Genomic DNA, 13,578 nt, shown 5'->3' with positions numbered 1-13,578 from the left:
CGTCGCGGCGGCGGCAACTTTTCTAAACCTTTGGCAGTCAGGAAATTCTCAATCTAGGCGGGCACCTGCTCGCTTACGGTCAATGCCAAGAGGTAGAGAATCATGCCTAACTCAAGAAACTCGAACTCGGGAAACTTCGCCAACGATCGAACGAAGGCGTCTGAAGCCGGTCGCAAAGGTGGGAAAACCACCACCACGACGGTCGACAAAGAGCCTAAAACCGACATGGGCCGCAAGCCTGCTCAGAAATCGAAGTAGTCGGCGAAGGTTGTTTTGATTGAGAGGCGGGGGCGCAAGCTCCCGCTTGAATTTTGAGAGAAGGAGGGCGCGATCATGAACCGCATGGCCACCCGAGTACGCCACATCAGTTTTGTCAGCCTGCTGGGGTTGTTCGCCAGCAGCGCGTTTGCCCAGTCGCCCGCCGATTTCATCAATGAGGCCTCGGCCAAAGGCATGGCCGACATCGAAGCCAGTCGTCTGGCGCACAGCAAGGCCGAGTCCAAAGAGGTCAAGGATTACACCATCGTCGTCATCAACGACCGCACCACCGCCAACCAGCATCTGGCGAAAATTGCCAAGAAACTGGACCTGCCGGTGGCGCCCCGCGAAGAAGTCGCCGACAAGGCCAAAGCGCTGATGCCCGAAGTCAAAGAGGGCGCCAGCTTCGATCAGGCCTACGCCGCCAGCCAGGTCAAAGCCACGGAAGAGGCCATTCAGCAGATCCAGCAGGAGGCCCAGACCACTGACGTGCCCGAGATCAAGGCGTTTGCCGACGAGACCCTGCCGAAATTGCAGAGTCATCTGGAAATGGCCCGGGCCCTTCAGGCCAGTCGCTGAATCCGCAGCAATGAAAACGGCGCTTTTTTAGCGCCGTTTTTTTTGCCTGTCAGCATTCATTCAGATCCTGCTTCGGCTTGCTCTTGTCCCCCAGACCTTGCAGGTCAAACACCTCATTCTCCCCCATCGCCCGGTAATGCCGACGCAACGCTTCCAGCTGCTTGAGATCCAGCGACTCCAGCCCGAGCATCGCGTTCTGCGCCTCCTTGTTCACCCGCAGCAGTTCATCGAGTTTCAAATGCAGGATGTCGGTGTCGCGGTTCTGGGTGTTCTGAATCAGGAACACCATCAGGAACGTGATGATCGTGGTCGAGGTGTTGATGATCAGTTGCCAGGTATCGTTGTAATCGAAAATCGGCCCGCTCAACCCCCAGAGCCCGATCAGAATCAGCGCCGCCATGAACGTCTTGGGGCTGCCGGCCCAGAGGGCGAGCGTCTGGGAGATCTTTGCGAATTTCATGGCTGTGTTCCTTGTGGGGCGCTTGAAATTCAGACATCGGGGGTGGTGTGAAAATTCTACTGACAGTTTTCTGTTCCGGTGGGCACGGACGACGCCTGTAATCCTGGCGATATCGGACGTACGTAGGGGAAGGCAGGTCAACATGATCGCTGTATCGTGATGGCAGCCGCTTTTCCCCGCTTCGCCAATACGTCCAAGACAGGAGAACGCAATGACCTGGTCCGCCAAGCAATACGTCACTTTCGAAGATGAACGCACCCGCCCGGCCCGCGACCTGCTGGCGGCGATCCCTACGGCCGAGGCGCGTTCCGTGGTGGATATCGGGTGTGGTCCGGGCAACTCGACCGAGTTGTTGGTGGAGCGGTTTCCGGGGGCGAAAGTGCAGGGGCTCGACAGTTCGCCGGACATGATCGATGCCGCGCGCAAGCGTCTGCCGCAGTTGCAGTTCGAGGTGGCGGACATCGATAAATGGGCGGATGCGGGGCCGTTCGATGTGATCTTCGCCAACGCGGTTTTGCAGTGGGTGCCGGATCACGCCACGTTGCTGCCGACACTGGCGGGCAAGTTGACGCAGGGTGGCAGTCTGGCGATCCAGATGCCGGACAATCTCAACGAGCCGTCCCATCGGTTGATGCGTGAAGTGGCTGCCAACGGGCCGTGGGCCAGCAAACTGTCGGGCGCGGCGGGGCAGCGGACCGAGATGGCGGATGCCAGTGCCTATTTCTCGATGTTGCGGCCGCATTGCGCACGGGTCGATGTGTGGCGCACCACCTATCACCATCAATTGACGGGCGGGGCTTCAGGCGTTGTCGAGTGGTTCAAGGGCAGCGGTTTGATTCCGTTCCTCAGTCCGCTGACTGAGGCCGAGCGGGCGGACTATCTGGCGCAGTATCTGGCGGAGGTCGCGAAGGCTTATCCGGCGCTGGCGGATGGTTCGGTGTTGTTGCCGTTTCCGCGGTTGTTCATTGTCGCCACACGTTGAAATGAAAAAGGGCCGATTTGATCGGCCCTTTCTTTTGCGGTCAGCGCTGTACGGCGACCAGCATCATCATCGGGCGCTCACGCTCTTCAGCGAGGGCCGGTTGCGCGGCCACTTCCGCGTCACTCGGGCCCCATTCATTGACGTGTTGAATCGTGAACCCGGCGTCGATCAATGCATTAAGCAGCGTCCCGACCGTGCGGTGCTGCTTGATCACACCATCGGCGAGCCAGTTGGTCACCCGTTCGCCTTCCCTCTGATAACTGTCCAGCGGCCAGCGCTTGTTGCCCTCGCTGTCGATCAGCCAGCCCGGATTGCGCGGCGCCATGAAGATCGGGTGCTCGATGGAAAACACAAAGTGCGCGCCGGGTTTAAGCGCCGCATGCAGCTTGTTAAACAGCCCCGAAAGATCCTTGATGTAGTGCAGGGCCAGTGAGCTGTAGGCCAGATCGTAAGTGCACGCAGGCAAGTCGAGGTGTTCCAGGTCGGCGCGTTCGTAGCGGATGTTTGCAGCTGAGGTGGTTTCTTTCGCTCGCTCGAGCATTTTCTCCGAGACATCCAGACCCAGCACTTGGGCAGCGCCGTGTTCGCTGGCCCAGCGGCAGAACCAGCCATAGCCGCAGCCCAGATCCACCACCTGCAAACCGTGCAGGGAGGGCAACAAGGCTTTCAGCGCCGGCCATTCCGGCGCGGCATCGAGGCCGCCGATGGAGCGGTTCATCTGGCTGTAGCCGTGGAAAAACTCGGGGTCGTCGTAGATGTTCTGGGTCATGGGTTTGCTGCTCTTTTGAATTTGATTTGGGTGGCTCGCAGGCCACGGTTTTGAATCCCTCGAAACGTGATGGCGCGTATTCGTCGATGGCCGCGCAGGGGGAGGGTGGTGGGCGATGGGGAAATGCTAGCGGGTCGTGGCGAATGTGAGAACTGGCGGAGTGTTGGGGATCTGTAAACGTGGTTTTTCGATACGAGATGTTTAAAGCGTTGGCTCTGTTTACTGAACCTTCCCACATGGTTTTCAGGTTGTCCGTCGGAAGGGCGGGCTCTAGCCTGTGAGGGTCGCTGATGAATCGGCGATCGGGATTGGAACCCCGAGTAGAGTTGACGACGCACAAGCGTTGTTCATGACGTATGCTGCGCACCTTGAATGTGTGCACTCAGTTATGGCGGCTGTGCGCGGGAGACCTTTGTGTCTGTCGGGTTGTCTCTCCCCGGGTTCCAACCCGCGTACAGCTGCCTCCTCTCGCGTGGAACCGAGTGGATCAGCTCAAACCTTTGCTTTGAGAGATGAAATCATGTTCAAGCCAACACCTAATCCCCCTGAAGTCGAAACCGACCCAACGTCCCCGTACGTCTCGATCGACTGCAGAAAACTCAACGACGCCGCCAACCGCGCCCTCGATCATTACCTCCGCCCCGGCGCCCATGTCATGGGCACGAACAACCAGCCCGACCCGATGTACTTCGCCAACCCGGCGTACGACACCGAATCCCTGCTGGCCAACGCCAGCGAATCACTGGGCTCGGCCTCCGAGATGCTCAACAATTTCGCCGCCACCCTCGACCCCGCCCACCGCAGAACCGCGATAGGCATTGCGCAGTTGGTGATGCTGGGGGAATTGGCGGTGAATCAGGCGCTGGATCATGTTGAGGTGAAGGACTGAATTGCAGCTGTTCTGGCAGGCATAAAAAAACCGGTCATCGCGACCGGTTTTTTCATTCCCGTATCCCTGGATGTTTTCTGTCAAGAAACGCCCGAAAGCAAACTTTCATAAGGAATTCGCAATCCATCGTGCAGACGTTTAATCATCGACAGGCTTAATTTTCGTTTGCGGTTCAGTACTTCTGACACGCGTCCGCTGGTGCCAATGAAAGGCTCCAGGTCACGAGGAGTCAGGCCTTGCTGTTCCATGCGAAATTTAATCGCCTCAATCGGATCAGACGGCGGTATTGGGTAATGTTCTTCTTCGTACTTCTCGATGAGTAGCACGAGGATTTCCAGTTCATCACCTTCAGTCGAGCCGACTTCGGCTCCCCAGAGCTGTTCCACTCGTGTCAACGCCGCAGTCAGGTCTTCCGGGCTGCGAATTGGCTTGATGTTCATTACACGGTCTCCGCGTTGATCTGGTCATATTGGGCATGGGTGCCGACGAACCGGATGAAGCCAAGCTGCCGCTGGTAATCAATTGCCAGAATCACTCGATATTTGTTGCCACCGATATTGAAGACAACCCTTGCACCCTTGAGGATGCTGGCTGTTCTGAGCTCGGCCTTGATCTCTTGTGGCGTGCGGTAGAGTGCCTTTTCCATATGGCGATACCATTCAACCAGCGGGGTCTGGGAATCAAGATGAGCCGGGTTGCTCTCCCAAAATTCCCGTAAGGTTGCTCTTGCAATTATCCGCATCCATGCCTCCTCCCGTTTTGGGAGATATTAGTCTTCGCCTAACAGAGATGCAATCTCTGATATCCATTGAGCAAAGCGGGTGAGTCGCTTTGTCGTAAGCGTAGGGGCACACGTTGAAGCATGTGATCTGAATTATTTATCAAGGAGTGACGGCCTGAGGTTCCATCAAAGATAGACATTAAAAAACCGGTCATCAGGACCGGTTTCTCAATTCACTTTCAACGTTGTTGCAAAACCTTGAGCGCCGCCGAGGCCAGGAATCCGGAGCGGCTTTTCTCTTCCGGATGGTGCAATACGTATTCATCAATGCGGTTGAGTAAATAGCCGGGCAATGTGATGTTGAGTTTCTGAGCTTTGCCCAGGTATTTGGTCACATCGATATCCACCACCGCCCAAGTGCAGCCGGCGTATTTAGGGTTGGCAGCATGCAGCGTGACCTTGTTGGCTGGCGGGATAGGCGAGCCGTCTTCGGCCAGTATCTCGAAATGGCCTTCGATGGCTTCGCGGGCCATTGCCATGGCTTCATCCAGATCATCTCCAGCAGAGAAGCAGCCCGGAATATCCGGCACCTCCACTCCCCAGGCATGTCCTTCATCACCCACTGAAATCGCGATCGGGTAAAGCATGTGTGTCGTCCTCCACGGCGCAATTGACCTGATAAGTCAAAGCAGCGCCTGCTGCAAAATACTGATGGCCGTTTTCTTGAGCAGATCCTTCTTCGGGTGAGGCACTGTGACCAGACCAGGTTTGGTCGGATGCTTGAAATGATGATGACTGCCCCTGACCCGCACCAGATACCAACCGTCTGCGACGAGCTGGCCAATTAGAAAACGGCTATTCACAACACCTCCCTGTGGTGTGCTTGGTGGGTACTATACCCACGATTTTTTATCGATCAACACTATAACCACCGAGCGGTCATCGTCCTTTGATGGGGGCGGTGGTCACGAAGAAGTCTAGGCGGGGATACTTCAGCGGGATGGGGAGTGTATTGCGGGCCGTTGCTGCGAAATGAAACGGGCACAAAAAACCGGTCATCAAGACCGGTTGGATTCGGGTGGGTACTACTGCGGCACAGCGAACACCGCGCTGGCACGGGCAACCATTCGATCACCGACATGCAACCCGACGGTGGCAAACGCCAGTTGCCGTCCTTTTTTGGAGTGCTCAACGCGTACCTCGAGCCACTCATTGATCTGCACCGCGCTGAGATAGTCCAGGGTCATACTCGCCGTGATCAATGGCAGGGGAGGGTCGCTGGAGAATGCCATGGCGTACCCCATGCCGACATCCGCCAACGTCGCCAATACACCGCCATGCAACGTGCCCCGTCCATTGGCATGTCGTGAGTCTGTCCGCAGACCGATTTCAAGTTGCAAGCCACTGCCTCTGGTATAGATCGGGCCAAGCAAGTCGAGCAGCGGACTGCTGCGGGTCAGCGGAGTGAAGCCCTCGGGAATAGCCGTGTCGTTCATGGTCGATCCCTCTGCCGGTTGGTTACCAGCTTCTTTAGCCTGGATACGGAGCGTTGCTTATGAGGGTTTAATCCTGATTTCGCCGTCGGAGAAGGATCATACGTATGGGGAATTTGCAGCGATAAGCTGATCACGAATGAGCAGTAGGGGCAGCAGCCCCCATGGTTCGTGCTGAACCACAAAGCCTCACTGCAAGATTGCCTTTGGCACCACCTTTGACATGAGGCGTAATCGCTCGAAGGCCGGTTGGAACAGTGTCAGATGTACACCAGAGCACGTAAAGAACATCAACGGCAGAATGAAAAAGCCCGGCACTTGGCCGGGCAATTTTGGAATCCACTAACGTAATCAGGCTTGCTTTTCACGTACAGCCAGCATCACTTCATTCTGTTTTTTGGTGGCTTCGGTCAGCACTTCACTGTAAACGCGCTTTTTTTCTTCCGATTTCGCATTACGAATGAAGTCTGCGAATGGACTCGTGGACTCCTTTGTGGATCCGAGTTTCATGGAAAACATGGGGTTGCTCCGTCATTTATCCCAAGCATGGCCATCAGGTCGTGTCTCGTATGCTTCTCTGGGATATGGTAGTCGATCTTGTCAACGCCAGCCTTGTAGAGACGGCCAGAATTATCAATGTGCTTCACAAGCAGATCGACATGAAGATCCTTGCCAAACTCTAGCTTAAGCGTATTTACCACGTCACGTGCTGCAAAATATTGGTCGACGAAATGCTCCGGTCGAATCCTACGTCCTTCGGCTTCCTCACGAGCCTTGACAAAGGACCAGGCAAGCCTGGGGTCTTGATAGACATAGAGAATTTGTACAAATCTTCCCTTGTCCAGGCAACGCCGCACATTGTTCCTTGCGATTTCTATATTCGAAAGCGTCCCGTCGAGCAGGAAAGATTGTTTTCGATCCAGGGCAAGATCAATCAGCTTCCCTACCAGAATTGAAACGGCGCCTTGGAAAAGCCAGGCATTGCCACCTTGATAGGCTTCAAATTCGTTTCTGAGGTCGTCTGGATCGATTCGCAGGATCGGCGTATCAGAGAAAAGGTTCAGCAGGGCTAATGATGCCTCTGTCTTGCCAGCGCCCGGCGATCCAGCCATGAAAACTGAAACAGGCTCTTTTTCGGGCGGATACCGGGTCTGATCCGTGAGTCGCTTGCCAATAGCCTTCTTGTTTGATCGTGCGAACCTGATCGCATCGTCCCAGATGGCCTGTTCTTCATCCGTCATTCCAAGCCTTTTGTCTTCTTGCACTGGATGTGAACCCTCTTCGATTGAAAGGCCATTTACGGTTTGCGCTCTGGATTTACCGCAGTGTAGTGGTTTCCAATCGGTCAAAATCTTGATGGGAAATCGTACTTATGGACCATTCCTTTGAGCAAACTGTGTTTCTTGTTGCTGGAGAGAATGAAGAGTAGAGAGGGATACCGTATCTGCAATCAACGGTGTGTTTCTGAATTGTTCTTTGCCGAACAAGCAGTTGACCTCAAAACGCAGACACAAAAAAACCGGCCATCAAGGCCGGTTTTTTTCATCCCCCGTCAAACCACGACGCAGGATATAAATTCGATTGGAGCGGGTGAAGGGAATCGAACCCTCGTTATCAGCTTGGGAAGCTGGAGTAATGCCATTATACGACACCCGCTCAGAGCGGCTGACTTTGTACCAGACTCGGCCACGGATTTGAAGTTTTCTTTGCACACGAACTACGCAAAGTCCTGAAACAGAGCCGAAATCGGTCATTCGCGGGCAAGCGCTGCGGGTTGGGGAACGGCTTAATCTCAGCCTCGCAGGCTTGCTCGCGACGACACTGTTTCAAATGGCCAATGCATGGTGATCCTGGACAAACTGGTAACGCGTTCGGCTGGCCTGTTGCGCCGGTTTCAGGAAACCGAGCAGGGCGTTCTGGCTGTCACGGCAGGCTGATTTGTGTTCCATGTCGAGGAAGTGCCCGGTGGCCTGCAGGGTGGTGAAGGTGCTCTGCGCGACATGGTTGCCGAACAGTCGGGCGTCTTCGGCGGCGGTGTATTCGTCCCATTCGCCGTTCAGGAACAGCACCGGTACGTTGATTTTCTTCGCCGCGTTCAGATAGCACTGGCGGTCGCTGTGCAGCACGTCGTTGATGTGAAAATGCATCTGCCCGTATTCGTGCTCGGCCAGGCTGCTGACGTGGCGATAGTTGAAGCGCTTGAACAGCGACGGCAAGTGTTTGCCGATGGTGTCGTTGACGAGGTGCCCGACCCGATCGCCGTCGCGTTTGCCGAGGCATTCGACGCCGCGTTCGAGGTAATCAAGCATGTGCGCGTTGATTACTGGCGAGAACGAGCTGATCACGGCTTTTTCGATCCGCCGAGGCTGACGGGCGAGGGCAACCAGGGTCGCGGCGCCACCCCAGGAGAACGACAGAACGTGCTCGGCGGCGAAGTGGTCGATCAGCTCCAGCAGGATCAGACCTTCAACTTCTTTCGTCAGATGTTTCTCGTGGCGGTTGTGGACTTTCGACTTGCCCGCGTAGGGCTGGTCGTAGCAGACCACGTTGAATTGCGGGTGCAGATTTTTCACGGTTTGTGCAAACGACGCAGTCGTGGCCATCGAGCCGTTGACCAGGATGATGGTCTTTTCTGCGGCGTCTGCGCGATAGAACTCCGTGTAAACCCGATACTGACCCTGTATATCCAGCACAGCGATTTCTGGCCTCATGTCATAAGACTCCTGGCAAGCAAGCGGGTATGCGCGCAAATGAGATTGCACGAGCTTTGTGACAGGTAGGCATATGCCTGGAATTTTGTGGCCCATGTCGATCCGGTACGGCAGGTCGACGGGTGTTGTTATTGGCGGGCAGTCTGTCGGCTGAGGCGCAGCCCTGATGGGCTGTCTACCGACAAAAAGTTTCTTGGATGTTATGTGTGACTCATCGGTCACAATTTGGCCGACGACCTGATTCAAGCAGGGGGATCCGGATCGCGCAAGTGCCGTTGGTAAATTGTTCGACAACTTCTGCTGAGCGGTCGGCTGCTCAGAACAAATGAATCTCTTCGGTGCGCAAAGCACGGTACTCGCCCGGTTTTAGCGCGTGATCCAGTGGCAGTGGGCCCATGGATTCGCGGTGCAGGCGCAGTACTTTATTGTTGAAGTGGCCGAACATGCGCTTCACCTGATGGTAACGACCTTCGACGATGCTCAGCCGCGCGATTCGCGGGCCAAGCACTTGCAGTTGCGCCGGTTGGGTGGTCAGGTCTTCGAAGGCGAAGTAGATCCCTTCAGCGAACTTGACCGCATATTCCGGGCCGATGTCCTGTTCGGTCTCGACGTAATAGACCTTCGGCAGTTTGGTCTGCGGCTGGGTCAGGCGCCGCGACCAGCTGCCGTCGTTGGTGATCAGCATCAGCCCGGTGGTGTTGAAATCCAGACGCCCGGCGATGTGCAGGTCATCCTTGTCCGGCTCATGGATCAGGTCGAGCACGGTCGAGTGCTCGGGATCGCGGGTGGCGCTGACGCAGCCCTGCGGTTTGTACAGCATGAAGTAGCGCGCCTCTTTGCCGGGTTGCAGCACTTCGTCGTCAACTTCGACGCGGCTGAATGCCAGGACGTCGCTGTGGGGGTCGCTGACGACTTTTCCGTCAATGCGCACGCGCTTTTCCACCAGCAACAGGCGAACCTGCTGACGGTTGTAGCGGGGCAGGTTACTGAGGAAACGGTCGACACGCATGATCAGCAATCGGCAGGAAGCGGGGCGCGCATCTTACGGGATCGACGGCCTGGCCGCTTGCAGTTGCGCTTCGACCTGGGCGCAGCGCGGGCACAGGCAGGACTTGTCGCGCAGTTCCGTCGGCAGGGCTTCGAGCACTGCCGGGTCAATCGATACGCCGTAGCACCAGCAGGCGCGGTCGGCGGTGCGCGGGTCGGCCAGGGTGCAGTCGTTGCGGGCGCCGCAGGCCGGGCAGAGGTCAGGTGTGTTCTTGGCGTCAGGCATAGGTCGAGTGAGGCATTTCCATGCAGGTGCGGTTACGGCCGGTCTGTTTGGCCCGGTACATCGCATGATCGGCCCGGGACAGCAGACTGTGCAAGGTGTCATCCGGTTGCAGGGTGGTGGCGCCGATGCTGACGGTCAGATTCAGGGTGTGACCGTTGTAGGCATATTCATGCTGTTCGACGTGCTGGCGGATCTTCTCGGCAATCTTCTGACCGGTCTCGCCGTCGGTGTCCTTCAGCAGCACGATAAATTCCTCACCGCCCCAACGGCAGACGATGTCGGAATGCCGCAGGCAACTCTGCAGGTCCCGGGCGAAACCGATCAGCACCTGATCGCCGGCCATGTGCCCGTACGTGTCGTTCAAGGCCTTGAAGTGGTCCAGATCCAGCAACAGCGCCGTCAGCGGTTTCGGCTCGCGATGGGCCTCAGTTAAAGCTTGCGCGGCCAGCAGGTCGAAGCCACGGCGGTTGGGCAGTTCGGTGAGGCTGTCGAGGGTGGCCTGGGCGTGGATCTTTTCCTGATAGCGGCGGATCAAGCGGTTGACCAGCGCCAGCACGATCAGCGTCACCAGCAGACAGATGAACAGGTTGAGGTACAGCGACTGGCGGATTTCACTCAGCGCGCCGTCTTCGCGTTTGTCGACGAACAGGTACCAATTCAATTCCGGAATAAACCGCACGTTGAGGAAATGTCCCTGGCCGTGGGTGGAATATTCGTAGCTGCCGCTATGGGGTTTGGGCAATTGGCTGACCAGGCTTTTCATGCTGTCGAGGTCGTTCAGGCTTTTCCCGACCTGGGCACCTTCCGGTCCACCCTCGGCGCCGGTCAGTACCAGTCGGCCGAAGGTGTCGACGAAGTACACACTGCGTTGATAGCGCTGTTGATACTTGTCGATCAGCTTGATCACCGCGTCTACCGTGAGCCCCACGCCAGCGGCGCCGATGAAGCGATTGTCGTAGTCGTAGACCTTGTAGTTGATGAAGAAGGTCATGTTGTCTTTGTTGGCCAGGTCCGGGTCGACGTTGATTTCGTACGGATCCTTCATGTCGCGCACGCGGAAGTACCAGGCGTCGCGCGGTTCGTCGATTTTCACCTGCTTGAGCACGCCCTTGGCGTGGTAATAGGTGTGGGTGCTGTTGGAGACGAAAAACGCGGTGTAGGCGCCGTAGTGGGTCATGACCTCGTCGAGGTAGCGGGTCATCTGGTCGCTGTCTTTTTCGCCGTTCACCACCCAGTCGCGCATGAAGGTATCGCGCGACATCATCGAGGAAATCAGGATCGGTCTGACAAGGTCTTTCTGGATTTCCGAGTACACCGTGTCGGAGGTCAGCGGCAATTCGGTGTTGACGATGTTGTCGCGGATCGACGCGCGCGAGGCGTAGTAGCTGAGCAGCGAGGTGGCGAGAAAACCTGCGCCGAGCAGGGCGACCAGGGTCAGGACCAGCGAACGTTGGGAGTGAAACGCAGATCTGAGCGGCATTGGCAATTCCGTTGACAGTGACCCGATGGGCAGCATTCTAGTGGCACGGCGGGGAAAAGACTGCGGGATTTGTGCCTGAAATGCGGGGGGATCAGCCGGGCAGGGGTGTCTGGAGAATGGCTTGCTCATCCAGCCCCCTCCCGGAAGGAGAGGGGGCCGGTGTTTGGATCAGCCTCTGGTTTGCAGATACGCTCGCCACCCACCCAAATGGCTGATATCGATTGCACCTTCCAGGCCGTAAGGTTCGCAGATGAATCCGCTTTCCCATCGGCCATCCGCCAACTGCACCTTGCCCAGGCCCAGCGGCGCCGGGATGCCGGTCAGGAACGAGCCCAGTTCGCTGCTCGGCAACTCCCAGACTTCCACCGCAATCGCCACGCCACCCTCCGCCACGCGCAGCATCCCCGGGCGCAACGGCGGGCCGCCGGCCAGCGCATAGAGTTTGTAGTCCTTCGAGCTGTGGGTGGCTTCGATCAGGCGTGCGCCGCGCTGGCGCAGTTGCCAGTTCAGTGCCAGACCGTCCAGGTGCGCACCGCAGACCACCAGCCGTGCACGGTCATGGCGCGCCGGGTTGTCCGGCGTCGGCAGCGCGGGATCCTGCTGGCGCTGCAAGGCATCGGCCACACCCAGCAAGTACTGGTCGGTGAACGCCCGACCGAACAGCGTCACACCCCACGGCAGCCCGTTGGCCATGAAGCCGGCGGGCACGGCGACGGCGGCGTAATCGAGCAGGTTCATGAAGTTGGTGTAGTAGCCCAGTTCGGAATTGCGCAGCACCGGTTCCGCGTCGAGTTCCGCCAGCGTCACCGGACGACCGATGGTGGGTGTGAGTACGCAGTCGAGTCCTTCCAGTGCTTTATCGCAAACGGCTTTCAGCGCTTGCAGGCGGTATTGCGCGCGGAACGTCTGCACGCCGCTGACGGCCGGTGCTTTGGCCAGCACCGCGCGGATCACCGGCAGCACCGCTGCGGGATTTTTTTCCATCAACTCGCCGGCCACGCTGTAGCGCTCGGCCACCCACGGCCCTTCATAGAGCAGCCGCGCCGCTTCGAGGAACGGCGACAGGTCCAGTTCGACCGCTTCACCGCCCAGAGCTTTCAGACGGTCGATGGCATCGCCGAACAGCCGCGGGCCTTCCTCACAGCCGAAAAACGCCAGGTCTTGCGCACGCGGTACACCGAAGCGGAACGGCCGTGGCACGCCGAACGCGGAACCGTCATTCCAAGACGGATTGCAGCGGCTGTACTCGTCCCGTGGATCGAGGCGCGCGGTGAGCGCCAGCAGTTGGCTGGCTTCCCGGGCCGTTGCGGTGAACGTGGTGACGCAGTCCAGCGTGCGACAGGCCGGCAGCACGCCGGCGGTGGAGATCAGCCCTTTGCTGGCCTTCAGCCCCACCAGATTGTTCAACGCCGCCGGCACCCGGCCGGAGCCGGCGGTGTCGGTGCCCAACGCGAAACTGGCTACACCGAGCGCCACGGCCAGCGACGAACCGGCACTCGAACCGCCCGATGGATATTCCGGCAATACGCTGTTCGGGCAGGCGCCGTAAGGCGAACGACTGCCGTTGAGGCCGGTGGCGAACTGGTCGAGGTTGGTCTTGCCCAGTGGAACCGCCCCCAGCGCCAGCAGTTGCTCGACGATGGTCGCCGAATGCTCAGGCACATAGGCGAACGCCGGGCACGCGGCGGTGGTGGGAATGCCGGCGAGGTCAATGTTGTCCTTGATCGCGAATGGCACGCCATACAACGGCAGGCTGTCGAGATCGCGACCGTCGAGGGCGGCCAGATACGGTTCCAGTTCTTCGACGCTGAGCAGGTGAATGAACAGGTGATAGTCCGGGTTCAGCGCCGCCGCTTTGTCCCGCAGCGCCAGCAGCAGTTGCCGGGGTGTGGTGTCACCATTGCGGTAGGCCTGGCGCAGGGCATCGAGTTGCAGATTCATGGGTTGATCCTTTGGCAAATGG

General features: G+C 57.9%; 18 protein-coding genes and 1 tRNA gene. 4 read left to right on the top strand and 15 right to left on the bottom strand.

Annotation, left to right across the window (positions count from 1 at the left end; all coding sequences use genetic code 11):
• The first annotated feature begins 102 nt into the window (after positions 1–102).
• Positions 103–258 carry a KGG domain-containing protein gene (locus L6D81_RS16110; protein ID WP_077045875.1) on the top strand — a complete coding sequence of 52 codons (156 nt, stop codon included), beginning with the start codon at positions 103–105 and terminating at the stop codon, positions 256–258.
• Positions 259–333: 75 nt separating this feature from the next.
• Positions 334–837 (top strand): DUF4142 domain-containing protein, encoded by a 504-nt coding sequence (locus L6D81_RS16105; RefSeq protein ID WP_236180934.1) that lies wholly within the window; start codon positions 334–336, stop codon positions 835–837.
• A gap of 49 nt (positions 838–886) precedes the next feature.
• Here the strand turns inward: L6D81_RS16105 and L6D81_RS16100 are convergent, their stop codons facing one another.
• Positions 887–1,297: a low affinity iron permease family protein gene (locus L6D81_RS16100; RefSeq protein ID WP_236180931.1), complete on the bottom strand. Its 411-nt coding sequence runs from the start codon at positions 1,295–1,297 to the stop codon at positions 887–889.
• Positions 1,298–1,508: 211 nt separating this feature from the next.
• On the opposite strand from L6D81_RS16100, the gene tam reads away from it, so the two are divergent.
• Positions 1,509–2,279 carry a trans-aconitate 2-methyltransferase gene (gene tam / locus L6D81_RS16095; protein WP_236180929.1) on the top strand — a complete coding sequence of 257 codons (771 nt, stop codon included), beginning with the start codon at positions 1,509–1,511 and terminating at the stop codon, positions 2,277–2,279.
• Between the two features lie 40 nt (positions 2,280–2,319).
• Here the strand turns inward: tam and L6D81_RS16090 are convergent, their stop codons facing one another.
• Positions 2,320–3,048, bottom strand: coding sequence for a class I SAM-dependent methyltransferase (locus L6D81_RS16090; protein ID WP_236180927.1), 729 nt, complete (start codon positions 3,046–3,048; stop codon positions 2,320–2,322).
• Between the two features lie 520 nt (positions 3,049–3,568).
• Here L6D81_RS16090 and L6D81_RS16085 point away from each other — a divergent pair.
• A complete protein-coding gene (locus L6D81_RS16085; protein ID WP_236180925.1) occupies positions 3,569–3,937 on the top strand; it encodes a DUF6124 family protein in 369 nt (122 codons plus the stop codon).
• A gap of 80 nt (positions 3,938–4,017) precedes the next feature.
• On the opposite strand, the gene L6D81_RS16080 is transcribed toward L6D81_RS16085, so the two are convergent.
• From L6D81_RS16080 to atzF, 13 genes are all read right to left on the bottom strand, one after another.
• Positions 4,018–4,377, bottom strand: coding sequence for a helix-turn-helix domain-containing protein (locus tag L6D81_RS16080; protein WP_085683210.1), 360 nt, complete (start codon positions 4,375–4,377; stop codon positions 4,018–4,020).
• Complete coding sequence (locus L6D81_RS16075; RefSeq protein WP_085683209.1) at positions 4,377–4,679, bottom strand: type II toxin-antitoxin system HigB family toxin; 303 nt, start codon at positions 4,677–4,679, stop codon at positions 4,377–4,379. Before L6D81_RS16075 ends, L6D81_RS16080 begins: the two co-directional genes overlap by 1 nt.
• Positions 4,680–4,897: 218 nt before the next feature.
• Positions 4,898–5,305, bottom strand: coding sequence for a type II toxin-antitoxin system HicB family antitoxin (locus L6D81_RS16070; RefSeq protein ID WP_236180923.1), 408 nt, complete (start codon positions 5,303–5,305; stop codon positions 4,898–4,900).
• A 36-nt stretch (positions 5,306–5,341) separates the two neighbouring features.
• The gene (locus L6D81_RS16065; protein WP_007957952.1) at positions 5,342–5,521 is read right to left on the bottom strand and encodes a type II toxin-antitoxin system HicA family toxin; all 180 of its coding nucleotides are present in this window, start codon (positions 5,519–5,521) and stop codon (positions 5,342–5,344) included.
• Positions 5,522–5,743: 222 nt separating this feature from the next.
• Positions 5,744–6,154 (bottom strand): PaaI family thioesterase, encoded by a 411-nt coding sequence (locus L6D81_RS16060; protein ID WP_039772722.1) that lies wholly within the window; start codon positions 6,152–6,154, stop codon positions 5,744–5,746.
• 348 nt (positions 6,155–6,502) lie between these two features.
• Complete coding sequence (locus L6D81_RS16055) at positions 6,503–6,670, bottom strand: hypothetical protein (RefSeq protein ID WP_236180920.1); 168 nt, start codon at positions 6,668–6,670, stop codon at positions 6,503–6,505.
• Complete coding sequence (locus L6D81_RS16050; protein ID WP_236181087.1) at positions 6,658–7,392, bottom strand: zeta toxin family protein; 735 nt, start codon at positions 7,390–7,392, stop codon at positions 6,658–6,660. Before L6D81_RS16050 ends, L6D81_RS16055 begins: the two co-directional genes overlap by 13 nt.
• A 341-nt stretch (positions 7,393–7,733) precedes the next feature.
• A tRNA-Gly gene (locus L6D81_RS16045) sits at positions 7,734–7,807 on the bottom strand.
• A gap of 170 nt (positions 7,808–7,977) precedes the next feature.
• The gene (locus L6D81_RS16040) at positions 7,978–8,862 is read right to left on the bottom strand and encodes an alpha/beta fold hydrolase (RefSeq protein WP_236180918.1); all 885 of its coding nucleotides are present in this window, start codon (positions 8,860–8,862) and stop codon (positions 7,978–7,980) included.
• Between the two features lie 316 nt (positions 8,863–9,178).
• A complete protein-coding gene (locus L6D81_RS16035) occupies positions 9,179–9,871 on the bottom strand; it encodes a pseudouridine synthase (protein ID WP_236180916.1) in 693 nt (230 codons plus the stop codon).
• Positions 9,872–9,904: 33 nt separating this feature from the next.
• On the bottom strand, positions 9,905–10,135 hold the full coding sequence (locus L6D81_RS16030) for a cysteine-rich CWC family protein (protein ID WP_236180914.1): 231 nt from the start codon (positions 10,133–10,135) through the stop codon (positions 9,905–9,907).
• On the bottom strand, positions 10,128–11,615 hold the full coding sequence (locus L6D81_RS16025; RefSeq protein WP_236180913.1) for a sensor domain-containing diguanylate cyclase: 1,488 nt from the start codon (positions 11,613–11,615) through the stop codon (positions 10,128–10,130). The genes L6D81_RS16030 and L6D81_RS16025 overlap by 8 nt, the downstream gene beginning before the upstream one ends.
• A 168-nt stretch (positions 11,616–11,783) precedes the next feature.
• A complete protein-coding gene (gene atzF, locus L6D81_RS16020; protein ID WP_236180906.1) occupies positions 11,784–13,556 on the bottom strand; it encodes an allophanate hydrolase in 1,773 nt (590 codons plus the stop codon).
• Positions 13,557–13,578: the final 22 nt, after the last annotated feature.

The sequence above is a fragment of the Pseudomonas sputi genome (assembly GCF_021603585.1).
In the GTDB taxonomy this organism is placed as follows: Bacteria; Pseudomonadota; Gammaproteobacteria; order Pseudomonadales; family Pseudomonadaceae; genus Aquipseudomonas; species Aquipseudomonas sputi.
The sequence above is the reverse complement of the archived record's forward strand: the minus strand, read 5'-3'. Positions and strand labels throughout refer to the sequence as shown.

Excerpts from the sequence above, each read along its gene's own strand:
- L6D81_RS16110 (WP_077045875.1), top strand. The coding sequence starts at position 103 with ATGCCTAACTCAAGAAACTCGAACTCGGGAAACTTCGCCAACGATCGA.
- L6D81_RS16105 (WP_236180934.1), top strand. The coding sequence starts at position 334 with ATGAACCGCATGGCCACCCGAGTACGCCACATCAGTTTTGTCAGCCTG.
- L6D81_RS16100 (WP_236180931.1), bottom strand. The coding sequence starts at position 1,297 with ATGAAATTCGCAAAGATCTCCCAGACGCTCGCCCTCTGGGCCGGCAGC.
- tam (WP_236180929.1), top strand. The coding sequence starts at position 1,509 with ATGACCTGGTCCGCCAAGCAATACGTCACTTTCGAAGATGAACGCACC.
- L6D81_RS16090 (WP_236180927.1), bottom strand. The coding sequence starts at position 3,048 with ATGACCCAGAACATCTACGACGACCCCGAGTTTTTCCACGGCTACAGC.
- L6D81_RS16085 (WP_236180925.1), top strand. The coding sequence starts at position 3,569 with ATGTTCAAGCCAACACCTAATCCCCCTGAAGTCGAAACCGACCCAACG.
- L6D81_RS16080 (WP_085683210.1), bottom strand. The coding sequence starts at position 4,377 with ATGAACATCAAGCCAATTCGCAGCCCGGAAGACCTGACTGCGGCGTTG.
- L6D81_RS16075 (WP_085683209.1), bottom strand. The coding sequence starts at position 4,679 with ATGCGGATAATTGCAAGAGCAACCTTACGGGAATTTTGGGAGAGCAAC.
- L6D81_RS16070 (WP_236180923.1), bottom strand. The coding sequence starts at position 5,305 with ATGCTTTACCCGATCGCGATTTCAGTGGGTGATGAAGGACATGCCTGG.
- L6D81_RS16060 (WP_039772722.1), bottom strand. The coding sequence starts at position 6,154 with ATGAACGACACGGCTATTCCCGAGGGCTTCACTCCGCTGACCCGCAGC.
- L6D81_RS16055 (WP_236180920.1), bottom strand. The coding sequence starts at position 6,670 with ATGTTTTCCATGAAACTCGGATCCACAAAGGAGTCCACGAGTCCATTC.
- L6D81_RS16050 (WP_236181087.1), bottom strand. The coding sequence starts at position 7,392 with ATGACGGATGAAGAACAGGCCATCTGGGACGATGCGATCAGGTTCGCA.
- L6D81_RS16040 (WP_236180918.1), bottom strand. The coding sequence starts at position 8,862 with ATGAGGCCAGAAATCGCTGTGCTGGATATACAGGGTCAGTATCGGGTT.
- L6D81_RS16035 (WP_236180916.1), bottom strand. The coding sequence starts at position 9,871 with ATGCGTGTCGACCGTTTCCTCAGTAACCTGCCCCGCTACAACCGTCAG.
- L6D81_RS16030 (WP_236180914.1), bottom strand. The coding sequence starts at position 10,135 with ATGCCTGACGCCAAGAACACACCTGACCTCTGCCCGGCCTGCGGCGCC.
- L6D81_RS16025 (WP_236180913.1), bottom strand. The coding sequence starts at position 11,615 with ATGCCGCTCAGATCTGCGTTTCACTCCCAACGTTCGCTGGTCCTGACC.
- atzF (WP_236180906.1), bottom strand. The coding sequence starts at position 13,556 with ATGAATCTGCAACTCGATGCCCTGCGCCAGGCCTACCGCAATGGTGAC.